This window comes from Micromonospora sp. NPDC049114, from assembly GCF_040648635.1.
In the GTDB taxonomy this organism is placed as follows: Bacteria; Actinomycetota; Actinomycetes; order Mycobacteriales; family Micromonosporaceae; genus Micromonospora.
This window is the reverse complement of sequence record NZ_JBEZEA010000004.1, coordinates 36,501-54,518: the sequence shown is the minus strand read 5'-3', so window position 1 is coordinate 54,518 and position 18,018 is coordinate 36,501. Positions and strand designations below refer to the sequence as shown.

At 71.8% G+C, this 18,018-nt stretch carries 15 protein-coding genes and 1 riboswitch; of the genes, 4 read left to right on the top strand and 11 right to left on the bottom strand.

Translation table 11 applies throughout. The annotated features are described in order from the left end of the window. Positions 1-2 precede the first annotated feature (2 nt). From thiD to thiE, 6 genes are all read right to left on the bottom strand, one after another. Positions 3-788, bottom strand: a complete 786-nt coding sequence (gene thiD / locus AB0B39_RS15180; RefSeq protein WP_357574587.1) for a bifunctional hydroxymethylpyrimidine kinase/phosphomethylpyrimidine kinase — start codon at positions 786-788, stop codon at positions 3-5. After that, positions 785-1,531: a thiamine phosphate synthase gene (locus AB0B39_RS15175; protein ID WP_357574586.1), complete on the bottom strand. Its 747-nt coding sequence runs from the start codon at positions 1,529-1,531 to the stop codon at positions 785-787. Before AB0B39_RS15175 ends, thiD begins: the two co-directional genes overlap by 4 nt. Further along, positions 1,528-2,307, bottom strand: coding sequence for a thiazole synthase (locus AB0B39_RS15170; protein ID WP_357574585.1), 780 nt, complete (start codon positions 2,305-2,307; stop codon positions 1,528-1,530). The genes AB0B39_RS15175 and AB0B39_RS15170 overlap by 4 nt, the downstream gene beginning before the upstream one ends. Next, positions 2,304-2,504 carry a sulfur carrier protein ThiS gene (thiS, locus tag AB0B39_RS15165; protein WP_234583421.1) on the bottom strand — a complete coding sequence of 67 codons (201 nt, stop codon included), beginning with the start codon at positions 2,502-2,504 and terminating at the stop codon, positions 2,304-2,306. Before thiS ends, AB0B39_RS15170 begins: the two co-directional genes overlap by 4 nt. Next, the gene (gene thiO, locus AB0B39_RS15160; RefSeq protein ID WP_357494472.1) at positions 2,495-3,652 is read right to left on the bottom strand and encodes a glycine oxidase ThiO; all 1,158 of its coding nucleotides are present in this window, start codon (positions 3,650-3,652) and stop codon (positions 2,495-2,497) included. Before thiO ends, thiS begins: the two co-directional genes overlap by 10 nt. Next, complete coding sequence (thiE, locus tag AB0B39_RS15155; RefSeq protein ID WP_357574584.1) at positions 3,649-4,272, bottom strand: thiamine phosphate synthase; 624 nt, start codon at positions 4,270-4,272, stop codon at positions 3,649-3,651. The genes thiO and thiE overlap by 4 nt, the downstream gene beginning before the upstream one ends. Beyond that, positions 4,267-4,376: riboswitch (TPP riboswitch) on the bottom strand. Its footprint overlaps the gene before it by 6 nt. A gap of 449 nt (positions 4,377-4,825) precedes the next feature. Here thiE and AB0B39_RS15150 point away from each other — a divergent pair. Together AB0B39_RS15150 and AB0B39_RS15145 are read left to right on the top strand one after the other, a co-directional pair. Continuing rightward, positions 4,826-10,513: a ThuA domain-containing protein gene (locus AB0B39_RS15150; protein WP_357574583.1), complete on the top strand. Its 5,688-nt coding sequence runs from the start codon at positions 4,826-4,828 to the stop codon at positions 10,511-10,513. A gap of 72 nt (positions 10,514-10,585) precedes the next feature. Further along, positions 10,586-11,125 carry a hypothetical protein gene (locus AB0B39_RS15145; protein ID WP_357574582.1) on the top strand — a complete coding sequence of 180 codons (540 nt, stop codon included), beginning with the start codon at positions 10,586-10,588 and terminating at the stop codon, positions 11,123-11,125. A 78-nt stretch (positions 11,126-11,203) separates the two neighbouring features. Here the strand turns inward: AB0B39_RS15145 and AB0B39_RS15140 are convergent, their stop codons facing one another. After that, on the bottom strand, positions 11,204-12,148 hold the full coding sequence (locus tag AB0B39_RS15140) for an aldo/keto reductase (RefSeq protein WP_357574733.1): 945 nt from the start codon (positions 12,146-12,148) through the stop codon (positions 11,204-11,206). Positions 12,149-12,156: 8 nt separating this feature from the next. Next, positions 12,157-12,333 (bottom strand): hypothetical protein, encoded by a 177-nt coding sequence (locus AB0B39_RS15135; RefSeq protein WP_357574581.1) that lies wholly within the window; start codon positions 12,331-12,333, stop codon positions 12,157-12,159. A gap of 157 nt (positions 12,334-12,490) precedes the next feature. Here AB0B39_RS15135 and AB0B39_RS15130 point away from each other — a divergent pair, with 157 nt between their 5' ends. Then, a complete protein-coding gene (locus AB0B39_RS15130; protein WP_357574732.1) occupies positions 12,491-13,681 on the top strand; it encodes a transposase in 1,191 nt (396 codons plus the stop codon). Positions 13,682-13,736: 55 nt separating this feature from the next. Here AB0B39_RS15130 and AB0B39_RS15125 read toward each other — a convergent pair whose 3' ends face one another. The 3 genes from AB0B39_RS15125 to AB0B39_RS15115 are packed head-to-tail and all read right to left on the bottom strand — an operon-like array spanning position 13,737 to position 16,860. Continuing rightward, the gene (locus tag AB0B39_RS15125) at positions 13,737-14,537 is read right to left on the bottom strand and encodes a nucleotidyltransferase domain-containing protein (RefSeq protein ID WP_357574580.1); all 801 of its coding nucleotides are present in this window, start codon (positions 14,535-14,537) and stop codon (positions 13,737-13,739) included. Next, the gene (locus AB0B39_RS15120) at positions 14,534-16,213 is read right to left on the bottom strand and encodes an ATP-binding cassette domain-containing protein (protein WP_357574579.1); all 1,680 of its coding nucleotides are present in this window, start codon (positions 16,211-16,213) and stop codon (positions 14,534-14,536) included. The genes AB0B39_RS15125 and AB0B39_RS15120 overlap by 4 nt, the downstream gene beginning before the upstream one ends. A gap of 41 nt (positions 16,214-16,254) precedes the next feature. Beyond that, positions 16,255-16,860, bottom strand: a complete 606-nt coding sequence (locus AB0B39_RS15115; RefSeq protein ID WP_357574578.1) for a methyltransferase — start codon at positions 16,858-16,860, stop codon at positions 16,255-16,257. A 102-nt stretch (positions 16,861-16,962) separates the two neighbouring features. On the opposite strand from AB0B39_RS15115, the gene AB0B39_RS15110 reads away from it, so the two are divergent. Further along, entirely contained in the window at positions 16,963-18,015 is a 1,053-nt protein-coding gene (locus AB0B39_RS15110) for a hypothetical protein (RefSeq protein WP_357574577.1), read from the top strand. Positions 18,016-18,018: the final 3 nt, after the last annotated feature.

Sequence of the window (18,018 nt, the reverse complement as noted above, 5' to 3'; positions counted from 1 at the left end):
GATCAGGCGGACCAGCCGAAGTGATCCAGCGGCCCGCGCCCCGCGCCCAGCTCCCAACCCCGCGCGCCGGTCAGCGCGCGGAGCACGTACTCCTTGGCGGCCCCCACCGCCGCCGGCACCGGATCGCCCAGCGCGAGCCGCACGGCGATCGCCGCCGAGAACGAGCACCCGGTGCCGTGGGTGTGCCGGGTGTCCACCCGTGGCCCACGCAGCACTGTCGTGACGCCGCCCCCGTGCAGCACGTCGACCGCTTCGTCTCCGCCCAGGTCACCGCCGGTGACGACGACGTGCTCCGGGCCGCCGGCGGCGAGGGCCTGGGCGGCGACGATCATCCCGGCCAGGTCGTCCACTGCGCTTCCGGTGATGGCCGCGGCCTCCGCGCAGTTCGGCGTCGCCACCCGGGCGTACGGGAGCAGCCGCTCCACCGCACCCACCACGCCGAGCCGGTGGCCGCTCGTGGCGACCAGCACCGGATCGACGACGAGCTGCGGCAGCCGGCCGTCCCGGGCGGCCTCGGCCACGACGTCGGCGACGGCGGGTGTGCCGAGCATTCCCGTCTTGACCGCGCCCACGGTGAAGTCGGCGAGCACGCTGTCCAGCTGCTCCGCGACCGTGCGCGGCGGCAGCGGCAGGACGGCGTCGACACCTCGGGTGTTCTGCGCGGTGACCGCCGTGAGGACGCTGGTGCCGTACGCCCCGAGCGCCGCGAAGACCTTGAGGTCGGCCTGGATGCCGGCGCCGCCGCCGGAGTCGGAGCCGGCGATGGTGAGTGTGGTGGTCGGGTTCATGTTGCCTCTTTGGTTGCGGTTTGGGGCTGCGGCCGACCGTGCCCACTCCGGGCGGTCAGGCTTGATCCCTGCGTGGGCACGGTCGGCCGCAGCCCTGACCGGGGGGACCTGGGTGCCTCCGCGCCGGCTTGAAACAGCTCAGGGGTGACCGCCTCTTGAAAAGCGCTGGTCAGCAGTTGAGCCGCCACTCTGGGATCCTCTGCTCGCATCAGTGCGCCCAGCACTGCCACTCCGGCGGCTCCGGCCTCGACGCAGGCGGTTACCTGTTCCGGTGTCTCCACTCCCCCGAGGGCCAGGACGGGCACCGGGCTGGCCTCGATCAGCTTCCGCAGGCCATCCACCTGCAGGGGTGGGCCGTAGCCGGGTTTGGTGCTGGTGGGCCAGACCGGGGAGACGGTGGCGTAGTGCTCGGTGGTCAGGCGGTTCAGCTCGGGCACGCTGTGGCAGGAGCGGCCGACCAGCGGCAGGGCCGGCGGCGGGTACGGGCCGGCGGCGGGCAGGTGGACGGCGTCGCCGCCGAGCGGGTCGGGGCCGGCCACGACGAGGGTCCCGCCGGCGTCGGCGAGGATCGCGCGCAGGTCGACCGCGAGAGCGGCGCGCTCGGCGCGGGGTAGGTCCTTCTCCCGCAGTACGACCCACCGCACTCCCTGAGCGACGGCCCCCGCCACGACCCGTTCGAGACCGCCCCTGGCGACCAGCCGATCGGTCAACAGGACGACCCCCGACGGCAGGACGCCTGTCACAGGTCCGGTCTTCCCTCGTCCGGAGTGGACGCGAGGGCGTGGAAGCGGCGGGCGATGCGGCCCGCACCGGCGGCCAGGCGGCCCGCCTCGACCGCGTACCGCATCGCCGTGGCCATCGCCACCGGGTCGGCGGCCCGGGTCACCGCGCTGGCCAGCAGGACCGCGTCGCAGCCCAGCTCCATGGCCAGGGCCGCGTCGGACGCCGTGCCGATGCCGGCGTCCAGGATCACGGGTACGTCCACGCTCTGGCGGATCAGCCGGATGTGGTGCGGGTTGCCGATGCCGAGCCCGGAACCGATCGGGGAGCCGGCCGGCATCACCGCGGCGCAGCCCACGTCGGCGAGGCGGCGGGCGAGCACCGGGTCGTCAGTGGTGTACGGCAGCACGGTGAAGCCGTCGGCGACCAGTTCCTCGGCGGCGCGGAGCAGTTCCACGCCGTCGGGCAGCAGCGTCCGCTCGTCGCCGATCACCTCCAGCTTGACCCAGTCGGTGTCGAACGCGTCGCGGGCCAGCCGGGCGACCTTCACCGCCTCGGTGGCGGTGTGGCAGCCGGCGGTGTTCGGCAGCAGCCGTACCCCGCACCGGTCCAGCAGGTCGAGCAGCCCTCCGGCGGTGCCCGGGGCGGTGTCCACCCGGCGCAGCGCCAGCGTGACCAGCTCCGTGCCGGACGCCCGGATCGCCTGTTCCAGCACGTGCAGGTTCGCGGCGCCGCCGGTGCCGAGGATCAGCCGGGACGTGAAGGCCACCCCACCCAGTTCGAACGACATCCGACTCACCCGCCCTGCGCCGCGGTCAGCACCTCGACGCGGTCGCCGTCGCGCAGCACCGTGCCCGGCCAGCCGGCCCGGGGCACCACCTCGCCGTTGACCGCTACCGCGACGCCACGCTGGTGCGGGGCGACGTCGCGGACCAGGTCGGCCACCGACGCGCCGCCGGGGACGCTGCGTCCGGCCCCGTTCACCGTCAACTCCACCGGTCCTCCTCGGTCGTTCGTCCAGGTCCGCTCCTGTCGCCCGCGCCGGCCCGCACCGCGTCGCCGGTACCTGTCGACGCGACGGCGAACCGGTCCGCGCCGAAGGGCGCGAGCAGCGGGTCGGGTACGCCGGTGGTCACCAGGTCGGCGATCGTCTCGGCGGTGATCGGGGTGAGCACGATGCCGTGCCGGTGGTGCCCGGTGGCGGCCAGGACGGCGGGCCGGCCGGGCAGCGGCCCGAGGATCGGCGCGTTGTCAGGTGTTCCGGGCCGCAGGCCGGCGACCGCCTCGACCAGGTCGTACTCGGTCAACTCGGGCAGCAGGTCGACCCCGGCGCGCAGCAGCCGCTGCACGGCGCCGGCGGTGACGGTCGTGTCCGACCGCTCCTCGACCGTCGCGCCGAGGACCACCTCACCGTCGGCGCGGGGCACCAGGTAGACGTGCTCGCCGTCGGCGTACCCCCGGATCACGTGCCGGAAGCCCGGTGCGACGCCGCCGGGCGCGCGCAGCCGGAGGATCTGGCCCTTCACCGGCCGCACGGGCAGGCCGGTGAGCGCGGCGGCCCCGCAGCCGGCGGCGACCACGGTGACCCCCGCGTCCACGTCGGACAGCCGCCGGACCGGCTGCGGCACCAGCACCGCGCCGGCCCGCCGCGCGGCCGTGCGCAGCGCCGGCACCAGCAGCCGGGGATCGACCTGGTGGTCGGTGGGCGCGAGCGCGCCGCCGCGCACCCGCGGGGCCAGCGCCGGTTCGCTGTCGCGCAGCTCGCTCGGGCGCAGCGGCGTCACCGGCAGACCCAACCCCTGTTGGTACGCCCAGAGCCGGCGTGCCTCGGCCAGGTCGTCGCCGGTCAGCCCGACCATCAGGGTGCCCTCGGTCCGGTAGCCGATCTCGGTGCCGCTCGCCTCGGTCAGCTCCGCGGCGAACCCGGGCCAGCGGGCGGCGGACGCCACCAGCAGCTCGGTCAGCTGCCGCTCACCGAAGTACGCCTCGGCGACCGGGGAGAGCATGCCGGCGGCGACTGCCGACGCCCCCGACCCGGAGGCGGGGTCGTGCACCTCGACGCGCAATCCCCGGACGGCGCAGCGCCACGCGATGGCCAGTCCGATCGGGCCCGCACCGACCACCGCCAGATCGGTGCGCGTCACGCCAGCGCCCGCAGCAGGTCGACGGTCGCCCGCGCGGGGTCGGCGGCGGCGGAGAGCGCACCGACCACCGCCACCCCGTACGCCCCGGCGGCCCGCAACGCGGGCACCCGGTCGGCGGTCACCCCGCCGATCGCAATGACCGGCACGTCGACGGCGTCGGCGACGTCGCGGACGCCCGAGGGCCCGATGGGATCCGGCAGACCGGTCTTCGTGCTGGTGGTGTGGCACGGGCCGACGCCCAGGTAGGTGGCGCCGGCGACGACCGCCTCGATCGCGGTCCGGGGCGCGCGGGCGGTGGCCCCGAGCACGCCGGTCGGGCCGAGCACGTGCCGGGCGGCGGCGACCGGCAGGTCGTCGGCCCCGACGTGCCCACCGGCGGCGCCCACCGCGAGCGCCACGTGCAGCCGGTCGTTGACCAGGCAGGTCGCCCCGTACGGCGCGCAGAGCGCCAGCACCCGGCCCGCCAGGTCGTACGCCTCGCGGTCGGTGGCGGAGTCCTCCACCCGGACCTGTACGACGAGGTCGGCGCGGGCCGCCGCGAGGGCGGCCCGGACCACGGTGAGTGGGTCGCGCCCGGGTCGGGTGTCGGTGACGAGATGCAGTCGTCCAAGGGACGGCACGGCAACGCTCCTCCCTGCGCCGGCATTACCCGGATCAGGTTCAACGGTCGGGGGCTGTCAGCCCCCCTCTCAGCCCGGTACACCGGGCTCCCGTGGGTTACTTGCGTGTCACCGTACGACAGTTCCGCCGGTCTGCCAAGGGACTGGCCGCCGGCCGGACGCCACTCCATCGATGGGGTACTTTCTCCGGTCCTGTTCGGAATGTCGCCCGCCGTTGCAGAACCGTTACCAGCCGGCATCTTGCCCGACATCGATACACCAGAATTAATTTGTTCAGCGATTCGACAAAATGCCGGCGTGGACGCCCTGGCACGGCGTCCCCACCGGCTCCATCCGGGACGGTCTTCGGCAGCCGGCCCCCGCGATTCCTGTCCACCGCGACATTGGAGGCGGCGTGTCCCGTTCTCGTCGTGCCCGTTTACCACTCACCGCTACCCTGCTGTCCCTCGCGCTAGCCTCGACGACCCTGCTCGGGTCGCCGGCGCAGGCGGCTCCGGCCGCAGCGCAGATCCCCGCGCGAGACGTGCCGGTCGCGGCTCCGCTCTCCCAGGCGGTGCCGAAGGCACCGAAGGCCGCAGCGGCCGACCCCTATTCCGTCCTGGTCTTCTCCAAGACCGCCGCCTTCCGGCACGACTCCATCCCCACCGGCATCGCCGCCATCCAGCAGCTCGGCGCGGCCAACGGGTTCACTGTGGACACGACCGAGGACGGCGCCGCGTTCAACGACGCCAACCTCGCCAAGTACAAGGCCGTGATCTGGCTCTCCACCACTGGTGACGTCCTCGACGCCGACCAGCAGGCGGCCTTCGAGCGCTACGTGCGGGCCGGCGGCGGTTACGCCGGTGTCCACGCCGCCTCCGACACCGAGTACAGCTGGGCCTGGTACGGCGACCTGGTCGGCGCGTACTTCGCCAACCACCCGCAGAACCAGCAGGCCACCGTCAAGGTGGAGGACCACGCCCACCCGTCCACCGCCGACCTGCCGGACCGCTGGTCCCGGTTCGACGAGTGGTACAACTTCCAGACCAACCCGCGGCCGGACGTGCACGTGCTGGCCAGCCTGGACGAGAAGAGCTACACCCCGGGCGCCGGCGCGATGGGCGCCGACCACCCGACTGCGTGGTGCCAGGACTTCGACGGTGGCCGCTCCTGGTACACGGGCGGCGGGCACACCCGCGAGTCGTACGCCGAGCCCGAGTTCCTCAAGCACCTGCTCGGCGGCATCCAGACCGCGGCCGGCGTGATCGACGCCGACTGCGGCGCCTCGAAGACCTCCAGCTTCGAGAAGATCACCCTGGACAGCAACACCAGTAATCCGATGGAGCTGGACATCGCGCCCGACGGGCGGGTCTTCTACATCGAGCGCGACGGCCGGGTGCAGATCATCAAGCCCGACACCGGCAGCACCGTCACCGCCGTCGACCTGGACGTCTTCACCGGCAACGAGGACGGCCTCATCGGCATCCGGCTCGACCCGGACTTCGCCACCAACAAGTGGGTGTATCTCTACTACGCCCCGAACGACGGCGTCACGCGCAACCTGCTGTCCCGGTTCACGGTGACCGGCGACACCATCGACCCGGCGAGCGAGAAGCAGGTGCTGCGGGTCGACACCCAGCGCAACACCTGCTGCCACGCGGGCGGCAGCATGACGTTCGACAGCGCCGGCAACCTCTACCTGGCCACCGGTGACAACACCAACCCGTTCGAGTCGAACGCCTACGCCCCGCTCGACGAGCGGCCGGGCCGTCAGGACTACGACTCGCAGCGCACCTCCGCCAACACGAACGACCTGCGCGGCAAGGTGATCCGGATCCACCCCGAGGACGACGGGACGTACACCGTTCCGACCGGCAACCTCTTCGCGCCGGGCACCGCGAAGACCCGTCCCGAGATCTACGCGATGGGCTTCCGCAACCCGTTCCGGATCGGCACCGACCCGAAGACCGACACGCTGTACGTCGGGGACTACGGGCCGGACGCCAACGCGAACAACCCGGACCGGGGCCCCCGCGGTCTGGTCGAGTGGAACGTCGTGACCCCCGGCAACTACGGCTGGCCGTACTGCACCGGGACGAACGAGGCGTACAACGACTACACGTTCCCGTCCGGCCCGAGCGGGCCGAAGTTCGACTGCGCCGCGCCGGTGAACAACTCGCCCAACAACACGGGCCTGACCAACCTCCCGCCTGTCGTTCCGGCCACCGTCGACTACGGCTACGCCGGTGACGCGCGGTACCCGGAGATCGGTGGCGGTGGCGCCCCGATGGGCGGCCCGGCCTACCGGTACGACGCCAACCTCAACTCCCCCCGCAAGTGGCCGGCCTACTACGACGGCAAGGCGCTGCTCGGCGAGTGGAACCAGAACAAGATGTACACGATGCAGATGACCGCCGACGGCAAGTCGTTGGTGGACATCAACCAGCTGCTCACCGGCATGAAGATGATCCGGCCGATGGACTTCGAGTTCGGCCCGGACGGCGCGCTCTACCTGATCGAGTGGGGTACGGGCTTCGGCGGCAACAACGACGACTCCGGCATCTACCGGATCGACTACACCGCCGGTGACCGCGCACCGATCGCCGCGGCGTCCGCCAACCCCACCTCGGGGCCGGCGCCGTTGACCGTCACCTTCTCCAGCGCCGGCTCCCGGGACCCGGACGGCGGCGATCTCACCTACGCCTGGACCTTCGGCGACGGGCAGACCTCCACCGAGGCCAACCCGACGCACACGTACGCGACGGCGGGCAACTACACCGCCCAGCTCACCGTGACGAACCCGAAGGGCCGTACCGCGGTGGCCAACGTTCCGGTCACCGTGGGCAACACCGCGCCGACGGTGAGCATCGAGTTCCCGCCGGACGGTGGCTTCTTCAACTGGGGTGACCAGGTCCGCTACACGGTCAAGGTGACCGACCCGGAGGACGGGCAGATCGACTGCGCCCGGGTGAACCTCCAGGTGCTGCTCGGTCACGACGAGCACGCCCACCCGCTGGAGCAGCACACCGGCTGCACCGGCACGGTCCAGACGTCGCTCGCCTCCGGGCACGGCGCCGAGGCGAACGTCTTCGCGGTCTTCGAGGCCACCTACACCGACGATGGTGGCGCCGGCGGTGCGGGCGCGCTCACCGGCCGGGACATCGAGATCCTGCAGCCCAAGCAGAAGCAGGCCGAGTACTTTACGGCCACCGGCCGGGTGCCGGGCAGCACCGGTGGCGGAGACGCCGGCGTGCAGCGGGAGGCCGGAGCCGACACCGCCGGTGGCGGCCAGAGCATCGCGTTCATCGAGGACGGCGACTGGTGGTCGGTCGTCCCGGCGGACCTGACGAACATCACCGAGATCCGGTTCCGGGCCGCCTCGGCCGCCGCTGGCGGTCGGATCGAGGTCCACGCGGGCGCGGTGGACGGGCCGGTCGTGGCCACGGCCACGGTCCCGTCGACCGGGGCGTGGCAGACGTACACGGACGTGAGCGCGCCGGTCACCGGTGCCGCGAGCGGCTCGCTGTACTTCGTGGCCCGCGATCCGAACGGCGGGACGGGCTCGCTGTTCAACGTCAACTGGATGGACTTCGTCGGCCGCGGCGTCACCGAGAACGGGCCGCCGGTGGTCACCGCCACCGCGACCCCGACCAGCGGCACCGTGCCGGTCACCGTCGCGTTCGACGGCACGGCCACCGACGCCGAGGGCGACACCCCGCTGACGTACGCCTGGGACTTCGGTGACGGCGGCACGGCGTCCACCCTGGACGCCAGCCACACGTACACGAGCGTCGGAGCCTTCACGGCCACCCTCACGGTGACCGACAGCAAGGGCGCCAAGTCGTACGCCACGGTGCCGGTGCGGGTGAATGCTCCGGACACGTCCTGCTTCGGGGCGCGTTCGGACGACTTCAACGGCAACACCCTGGACAAGGGCCGGTGGACCAGCGTGGTCCGGGAGAACCAGCTCTACTCCCTCAGTGGTGGGGCGCTGAAGCTGCCCACCTCGGTGGGTGACCTGTACGGCGCCCGCAACGACGCCACCAACCTGGTGCTCCAGGCGGCGCCGACCGGCGCCTGGGAGATGACCACCAAGGTCACGCTTCCGGTGACGGCCAACTACCAGCAGGCCGGTCTGCTGGTGTACGGCGACGACGACAACTACGCCAAGGTGGACCTGCTCTACAACGGCAGCCGTCGGGTGGAGTTCATCCGAGAGACTGCCGCGACGCCGCGCAACGACGCTGCGGACGCCACCAACGCGCCGGCGGGTGACACCGTGTACCTGCGGATCACCAGCGACGGGACGAACCTGACCGCCGCGGTCTCGGGCGACGGGCAGACGTTCACCCCGGTCGGCCGCTCGGCCGCGCTCGCCGGCATCACCAACCCGCGGATCGGGGTCTTCGCGCTCAACGGAGGCACCGAGGCACCTGTCGTGGACGCCGCGTTCGACTCGTTCGTGGTCACGCCGGACGCCCCGGCCGGCCCGGTCGACCCGTCGGACGAGTTCACCGGCGACACGCTGGACAAGTGCCGGTGGGACGCGATCCAGCGGGAGGACCCGAACGGTTACCGGGTCACCGGTGGCGCGTTGCGGATCGACGTGCCGAACGGTGACATCTACGGCACCGACAACACCGGGCCGAAGAACTTCATCCTCCAGACCGCGCCCTCGGGCGACTGGACCCTGGAGACGAAGGTCGACGGCAGCCTGCTGAACGAGCAGTACCAGCAGGCGGGTCTGCTCGTGCAGGCGGACGACGACAACTACGTGAAGTTCGACTTCATCGCGGACAACCAGGCCGGCCAGACGGTCACGCGGCGGATCGAGTTCCGCAGCGAGATCGGCGGCGTCGTCCAGAACCCGCAGCCGGAGGCGACAAGCCTCACCTCGGCGGTGTGGCACCTGCGGCTGGCCCGCAGCGGCGACACCTTCACGGCGTCGTACTCGGCCGACGGGACGACCTGGACCACGCTGGAGACGTTGACCAGCAGCGCGGTCGGGGCCACCCCGAAGGTCGGCCTGTTCACCCTCGGCGCCAACCAGACGGCGTCGAAGACGGCCTCGTTCGACTACTTCCGGCTCAGCACCGAGGTGGTCACCGACGAGACCGCTCCGGTGACGACGGCGGCGGTGTCCGGCACCCCCACCGAGGGGTGGTACACCGGGCCGGTGACGGTCACCCTGACCGCCGCCGACGAGGCCGGCGGCAGCGGACTGGCCGGTACGGCGTACCAGCTGGACGGGGCCACCACCTGGACCGACTACACCGCTCCGGTGACGGTCAGCGGGGACGGCGAGCACGAGCTGCGGTTCCGCTCGACGGACCAGGCGGGCAACGTGGAGTCGACGAAGACCGTCTCGGTCAAGATCGACGCCACCGCGCCGGTCACCACTGCGACGTTCGCTCCGGCGAACGACGCGGGCTGGCACAACGGGACGATCCCGGTGGTGCTGACCTCGACCGACGCCGGTTCCGGGATCAAGACGGTCGAGTGGTCGCTGGATGGCGGCGCGTGGACGCCGTACTCGGAGCCGGTCGCGGTGACCGGTGACGGGCAGCACGAGCTGCTGTACCGCTCGACTGACAAGGCGGGCAACGCCGAGACGCTCAAGTCGGCGATCCTGAAGATCGACGGCACCAAGCCGACGCTGCTGGTCTCCGGTATCGCCGACGGCCAGCTCTACGGGGACAGCCAGGACGTCCGGGTGTCCTGGCAGGCCGTCGACCCGACCTCGGGTATCGCGACGGTGGTCGGCCAGCTGGACGGCAAGGCGTACGCCAGCGGCACCCTGCAGGCCATGTACGAGCTGCCGCTCGGCCTGCACGAGCTGACCGTCACCGCGACCGACAAGGCCGGCAACACGACGACCTCGAACGTCCGGTTCTTCGTCACCACCTCGTTCCGGGACATGCAGAACCTGCTGGACCGGTTCAAGGCGACGGGGCGGCTCTCGGCCAAGGCGCAGAAGCAGTTGACGGCGAAGATCGACGCGGCCCGGCAGGCCGAGGCGGCCGGCAACGACAACAAGGCGATCAAGCAGTTGACCGCATTCCGGGCCCTCGCCGCCGACGCCACACTGGTGCCGGAGGCCGAGGTTCGGGACGTCCTGATCCGGGACGCCGACGCCATGATCGTTCGGCTCGGCGGCACGGCCAGTAAGGCCGGGGTCAAGGCGAACGATGGCGAACCGGTCAAGGGCACCGGACGGCTCGGTGGCGACGCAACCCGGCTGGCACCCGGTCGCCAGCTCTGATCCGATCGAGGCCCCTTCCCGACGCCACGGTGTCGGGGAGGGGCCTCCCTCATCAGTAGTGAGGAGATGTCCGTGACGGGTATCCGCAAGGTGGTGGCCGCCCTGTTCGCCGGGCTGGTCCTGACCCTGCTCTCCGTTGCCCCGGCGGCCGCCCAGGCCGACAAGCTCAAGCTGACGGTGGCCGGCGACGGCGCTCAGGGGGTCACCATCCAGGCCAGCTACCCCGATGGCCGCCGGCTGGACCGGGTGGTGCGGTTGGTGCTCACCGCCACCGGCCCGGACGGGCAGCGGGTCGGGCCGGTGCAGCTGGAGCCACAGCCCGAGGGGCAGGGTTTCTACAGCAGCGGCCCGCTGCTGTCCGCCGGCACGTGGAAGGTGACGGTGAACTCCCCCGCTCCGCTGCAGAGCAGGACCACCGCCACGGTGCAGGCCCGGGCGGCGCAGTCACCCCCGGCTCCCAAGCCGGTCGCGGTGACCGCAGACGGGCCGCGCGATCGCGGTGCGGCCGCCGGGTGGTGGCCGTTCGCCGCGGCCGGCCTCGTGCTGGTCGCCGTGGCGATGGGGGTGGCCATGCTGTTCGGCCGCCGCCGCGCCGCCACGCCGAACGACTGACCGACCGGCGCTTCGGCGCCACCACAACGACCGGGCCGGGCCGCGATGAGCGGCCCGGCCCGTTGTCGTTCGCCGCGCTCAGAGGATGGCGCGCAGTGCCGCCAGGTCGTCGTCGCTGGGCTCCCACGTGCCGGCGGCGGCGTTCGCGTGCACCTGCTCGGGCGTCGTGGCGCCGGCGATCACCGAGGTCACGGCCGGCTGGGCGGCCAGCCCGCCGATCGCGACCTGGAGCATGGTCAGGCCCCGCTCGCCCGCGTACGACTCGATGGCCTCGATGGTGTCCCAGTCGGCAGCCGCGAGCCGCTCGGCGTACCGGCCACCGCCGGAGAGGCGGCTGCCCGCCGGGGGCTGCTCGCTGCGCTTGTACTTGCCGGTGAGCAGACCGTTGGCGAGCGGGAAGAACGGCAACATGCCGAGCCCGAACCGCTCGCACGCCGGGATGATCTCGGTCTCCACCGAGCGTTCCAGCAGGCTGTGGTGGTTCTGGGCGCTGATGAAACGGGCCCGGCCGTTGGACGAGGCGACCCAGTCGGCGTCGGCGATCTGCCAGCCGGCGAAGTTGGAGTTGCCCAGGTAGCGCACCTTGCCGCCGCGGACCAGGTCGTCCAGGGCGGCGAGGGTCTCGTCGATCGGGGTGCCCGGGTCGGGCTCGTGCATCTGGTACAGGTCGATGTGGTCGGTGCCGAGCCGGCGCAGCGACGCCTCCACCGCGCGCGCGATGTAGCGCCGCGCGCCCCGGGCACCGAAGTCCGGCCCGTTGAGGCCGTTCATGTCCATGCCGAACTTGGTGGCCACCACCACGTCGTCCCGGCGGCCCTTGAGTGCCTGCCCGAGCAGCTCCTCGGAGCCGCCCTGCGGCTCGCCGTAGATGTCGGCGGTGTCGAAGAGGTTGATCCCGGCGTCCAGGGCCGCGTCCACCACCGCGCGGGTGCCGTCGAGGTCCAGCTTGCGGCCGAAGTTGTTGCAGCCGATGCCGACGACGGACACCACGAGCCCGGAGTCGCCCAGCCGGCGATAGGTCATGGGGTCGCTCATGAGACATCCTCGGCTTTAATCGTGTTGAGATGCGGAATCAGTTCACCCGTTGCGCTGGTTGTCGACATAGCGTTGACCACCTCTGAGGTCGCGCCGCCGGTTGTGGCGACGAAATAGCCGTTGATCCATAAGATTCGCAGTCTGGATTTGAAGCGCAGGAGATCTTGCTGCATATGTCCCGACGACCTGTCCACTGCCGCCGCCACGACGGGTCGGCGGCACTTCGGGTACCACACGCCGTGGTAACGCAGCGGTAGACGACGTTATTGATGGATCCGACCTGAACCATCCCGGAACTATCTGCCGGCGCGCTTTATAGTGATTGTTGTGATGGAGGTGGTGCGCTACACCTACCGGCTGCGCCCTGGCGCGACGGCGACGGCCGCACTGCTCGCCGAATGGGGCCGCTGCCGATTCCTGTGGAACGAGGCAGTGCACCAGCAGAAGGTCGGCGCGAAGCCCACCTTCGGCGGCCTGTCCAAGATGCTCACTGAAGCCCGCGCCCGAAACGGGTGGCTGCGCGCCGGCTCGCAGGTCGCCCAGCAACAGACCCTGCGCACTTACGCGGCCGCACTGCGTCACTCGTTCACCGTCCCAGGCCGCGGACGGCCGACGGTGAAAAGCCGCAAACGATCGCTGCCCAGCATGGAGTACACCCTGCGTGGCTTTACCATCGTCGACACGCGGCTGCGCCTTGCCGGTGGCATCACCGTGCCCGTCGTGTGGTCTCGAGACCTGCCGTCTCCACCGACCAGCGTGCGCGTCTACCAAGACAGCCTCGGGCACTGGTACGCATCGTTTGTCGTCCGCCGTGAGGCCGCTGCCGCACCCCGGGCGTCCAAGTCTATCGGCGTTGACTGGGGCGTGAAGACCACCGCCACGACCACCGATGCCCGATTCGATTTGCCGTACCTCGGGCATCGCAAGCGGTGCGCCGCTGAGTTGGCCAAGGCGCAGCGGAAGATGGCCCGCCGACGCCGCCCGAAGGGTCACACGCACTCCAACGGCTACCGCAGAGCCAAGCGCGCGGCGGCGAAGCTGCACAAGAAAGCTGCCCGGCAGAACACCCACGACTCCCGCCAGTGGGCGAAACGAGTCGTCGACCACCACCAGGTGATCGCCGTGGAAGACTTCAAACCGACGTTTTTGGCTAGGTCCACGATGGCACGTAAGGCCGCTGACGCCGCAATCGGCGCGGCAAAGCGGGAACTGATCCAGCAGGGCACGCGGGCGGGCCGGAAGGTGGTGCTGGTTCCGCCCGCCTACACGAGCATGACGTGTTCCTCGTGCGCGGCGAGAGCCAAGCAGCGCATCGGGTTGAGCGTCAGAGTTTTCGAGTGCGCGGCCTGCGGCTTCACTGCCTGCCGCGACCTCAACGCCGCGAGGACGATCCTCGCCACGGTAGAACGCGACCGTGCCGGTGCTGACGACGTGAGACATGTGACCACCTCCCTTCGGGATGCGGGGTCGAATGCGGTCCGAGCCGGATATCCCCTGGAATTATCCGTCGGGAAGCGTTAACTCAGTCACGAGATCCACCCTATGTCGGCCGGGCACGGGCCACCCCGGCGGTGGCTCAACCGACCACCTCGGTGACCAGCTCACGGGCGGCGTTGATGGTCGCGGCCAGCTCGGCCGGACTGCGGCCGACGCCACCGAGCAGTGCCTGCGCCCGCTGCGCGAAATGCAGAGGCGCCCCCGGCAGCAGCCCCGCTGCGGCGATCATCCCCTTCTCGTTGACCAACCACCGGCCCGCCCGGGCGTGCAGCACCTGGGCGAGCACCCCGACCGCCCGGAACAGACAGCCGGCGACGTACCCGCTGTCCCCGCCGACGGCGGCCTTGGCCGCGCCGGTCAGCAAAAATTCAGCCTCCCAGCCGCCGGCCACAAGCGCGTCGGCCAGCGCGGGCGGAAACTCCCGAGTCTGGTCCCGCAGGCGGGTCAGCTCGCCGGTCGGGTCCGCCAGCATCTGGCACAGCGCTACCTCGCCGACATAGGCGGACGAGTAGAAACCGAGCGGGTGCCCGGCCTGCACCACGACCTCGTACCGGCCGACCCGACAGTCCGCCCAGACGCGGTGCACCCGGTCGAGGTCCCGGTAGATCCAGTCCACCGCGACCCCGCCGATCCGCAGCCAACCACCCCCGTCGACCCAAGGGCCCCAACCACCGGGGGCGGTGAGCGCGACGTCGGTGTCATCGGCGACCGTCGCGGCGACTGCACGCAGCGCCGGCACGTCCAGCTCACCCCGGTAATAGAGACCCAGGTCCCAGTCGGAGTCCGGGCGCTGCTCGCCGCGCGCCCGACTACCGCCGAGCGCCACGGCGACCACCCCCTCGACACCGCAAAGCCGGTCGGGCAGGTCGGCGGGGATCACCCGACGTCCCAGACCGGCTCCGGGGTCTCCACCACCTCGCTGTCGCCGCGGAACAGCACGAACCTGTCGAACGAGCGGGTGAACCACCTGTCGTGGGTGACCGCCACCACCGTCCCCTCGAACGCGTTCAGGCCCGCTTCGAGCGCCTCCGCGCTGGCCAGGTCGAGGTTGTCGGTGGGCTCGTCGAGCAGCAGCAGTGTCGCCCCGGACAGCTCCAGCAGCAGCACCAGGAACCGGGCCTGCTGCCCGCCGGATAGCGTGCCGAACCGCTGGTCGCCCTGCCCGGCCAGCTCGTACCGGCTGAGCACCCCCATCGCCGCGTGCCGGTCCATCCCGGTGCGGTGTTCGTCACCCCGCCACAGGATCTCGACGAGCGTCTTTCCCATCAGCTCCGGTCGGTCGTGGGTCTGGGAGAAGTGGCCGGGACGGACCCGGGCGCCGAGCCGGGCCGTGCCGTCGTGCGCCACCGGGGCGAGCGCTCCCGCCCCGTCGACCGGCCCGTTCGCCGGGTCGGGATCGGTGCCACCCCGGGCCAGCAGCCGCAGGAAGTGCGACTTGCCGGTGCCGTTGGCACCGAGCACCGCCACCCGGTCGCCGTACCAGATCTCCAGGTCGAAGGGGAATGTCAGGCCGTCCAGCTCCAGCTGCTCGCAGACGACCGCGCGCTTGCCGGTCCGCCCGCCGGTCAGCCGCATCCGGATGTCCTGGTCCTTTGGCGGTACGGGCGGCGGCCCGGCCTCCTCGAACTTGCGCAACCGGGTCTGCGCGGCCTGGTAGCGCGAGGCCAGACCGTCGTTGTACGCGGCCTTCTGCTTGTACATCAGCATCAGTTCGCGCAGCTTCTGGTGTTCTTCGTCCCAGCGTCGGCGCAGCTCGTCGAGACGGGCGTGCCGGGCGACCCGCGCCTCGTACCAACTGGCGAAGCCACCCGGGTGCACCCAGGCGCTGCCGCCCTCCACCGCGACCACCCGGTCGGCGCTCTGGGCCAGCAGCTCACGGTCGTGCGAGACGTAGAGCACCGACTTGGTGGACTCGCGCAGCCGCGCCTCCAGCCAGCGTTTGCCGGGTACGTCGAGGAAGTTGTCCGGCTCGTCGAGCAGCAGCACCTCGTCCGGGCCGCGCAGCAGCAGCTCCAGGGCGAAGCGTTTCTGCTGACCACCGGAGAGGGTGCGCACCGGCCGGTCCCGGACGGCGTCCCAGGGCTGGTTGAGCACGATCGTCGCGACGGTGTCGAAGAGCACCTCGGCGTCGTACCCGCCGGCCTCGCCCCAGGCGCCGAGCGCGTCGGCGTACGCCAGCTGGGCCTTGCCCGCGGCGCTGCTGAACTTGCCGCGGACCTCGGCCGCCCGCATGGCCGTCTCGGTCTCGGCGAGCCGGCGGCCGGCGTCGCGCAGCGGCGGCGGGGCCAGCGACAGCGCCAGGTCGGCCAGTGTCGTCTCGTCGCCGATCATGCCGATGAACTGGCGCATCACGCCCAGCCCGCCGGCCCGCGCGACGGTGCCGGTACGCACCGCCAGGTCGCCGGCGACCATCCTCAGCAGCGTCGTCTTTCCCGCGCCGTTCGGCCCGACCAGGGCTACCTTGGCGCCCTCCCCGACCCGGAACGACACGTCGGCGAAGAGTTCCCGACCGTCGGGCAGGATGTGCCCGACCGCTGCCACGTCCACGTATCCCACGCCGGGATCCTGCCCCAGCGGGGGCCGGGAGGGACATCCAATTACCGGGTGACCCGCAGCACCCGGAAGCCCTTCTGGCTGGCGTGCCGCTCGACGTGCCAACCCTGGTTGACGATCCAGCGCTGCAGTGAGTCGCCGCCGAGGTGCCGGGCGACGACAAGCCAGCCGACGCCGTCCGGGGCGAGTCGGGGCAGCCACCGCAGCAACAGCTCGTGCAACTCGTCCTTGCCGATGCGGATGGGCGGGTTGGACCACAGCTGCGCGAACAGCAGGTCCGCCGGCACGTCGTCAGGTGCGCTGACGCGGATCCGGTCGGCGGCGCCGATCCGGGCCGCGTTGGCGGCGGTCAGCTCGCGGGCGCGGGCGTTGACGTCGACAGCCCAGACGGTGGCCGCCGGTGCCACGTCGGCCAGCACGCAGGCGATCGGGCCGAACCCGCAGCCGAGGTCGAGCAGGGCACCGGCGGTGTCGGCGGCGGGCAGCTCGGCCTTGCGCAGCAGCACTGCGGTGCCGGGGTCGAGGCGGCTGGCGGAGAAGACACCGCCCGCCGAGACGAGCTGGTAGTCGCGGTCGGCGACGGAGAACTCGACGTCGCGCGCCGGCGCATCGCTGGCGGGCTGCGCGGTGAAGTAATGGTCGCCGGTCACGCCGGCAATTCTCGCACCGGCTCGGGCGGGCCACGACACGGCCCACAGCCGCATTTCCCAATATTACCCCCTAAAGGGACAATGGCTCCTACTCTGGGCGACATGGTGTATCGGTACGAGTCCGAAGAGGACGCATTCGAGGACCCGGAGCCCGGGTCCGACCTGGCCGTGCTCGGCGCCGGTCCGCCTCCGCCGGCCGGCCCCTCACCGTCCCGCTTTCCCGCTCCGTCGTTGCCCCGGCCCAACCAGCTGATGCTGCCGTCGACCCAGCCGCCGCCGGTCACCCGCGTCAGCACCCCGGTCGCGGCCCCGCGCAGTCAGGTCTACACGTCGGCCCAGCCGGTGGAGCCGCCCACCCGCCGCGGCGGCGGGCGGCTCTGGCAGGTGCTGGTCGGCGGTGCGGCAGTCCTGGTCCTGCTCGCGCTCTGCGGCCTGGGCGCCGCCGCGCTGCTGGTGGACGACGACCCGACGCCACAGGCCACCCCGACGTACCAGCCGAACGTCGCCGCGTCCGCCTCCGCACAGCGGCAGGATCTCGACTCGCGGGACACCGACCAGGCGCCGCTCACCGCGAAGGAACTCTTTCCCGGCAAGGAGGTGAAGCTCGCCGACGGCCAGAGCGCCTACGAGATCCTCAAGACACACTCCAGCGGCAGTTGCGCAGTCGCCGCCACCGACGAGGTTGCCGACCTGCTCGTCCGGCTCGGCTGCAACCAGGTCGTCCGGGCGACGTTGCGGGCGCCCGGCGGCGACCACCTGGTCACCGCGGGCCTGTTCAACCTCACCGACAAGGTCAGCGCCGAACGGGCCCGGGACCGGATCCGGCAACTCCTCGACGACCGGCAGGGCCGGTTCCGGGGGCTGACCGCCGGCGACGACACCGATGTCCTGGCCACCGCTCCGGCCCGGGTCGTCTGGCAGGTCCGGGGCCACTACCTGGCGTACGCGCTGGTGGTCCGCGCGGACGGAGCCGCGGTCAAGCCCGGCGATGCCAAGATCCGGGAGATCCTGTTCGACATGATCGAGGCGCACCTCAGCCGGGGCGTCCTGCAACGGCGGGCCGACAGCGGCACGGCCGGCCAACCAACTGCAGCGCCGACCGAGGGCAGCGGAACCCAGAGCGGCAGCGACGACGGCGAACTCCCCGGAGACTGATCC

Excerpts from the sequence above, each read along its gene's own strand:
- thiD (WP_357574587.1), bottom strand. The coding sequence starts at position 788 with ATGAACCCGACCACCACACTCACCATCGCCGGCTCCGACTCCGGCGGC.
- AB0B39_RS15140 (WP_357574733.1), bottom strand. The coding sequence starts at position 12,148 with ATGACCTATCGCCGGCTGGGCGACTCCGGGCTCGTGGTGTCCGTCGTC.
- AB0B39_RS15135 (WP_357574581.1), bottom strand. The coding sequence starts at position 12,333 with ATGCAGCAAGATCTCCTGCGCTTCAAATCCAGACTGCGAATCTTATGG.
- AB0B39_RS15130 (WP_357574732.1), top strand. The coding sequence starts at position 12,491 with ATGGAGGTGGTGCGCTACACCTACCGGCTGCGCCCTGGCGCGACGGCG.
- AB0B39_RS15110 (WP_357574577.1), top strand. The coding sequence starts at position 16,963 with ATGGTGTATCGGTACGAGTCCGAAGAGGACGCATTCGAGGACCCGGAG.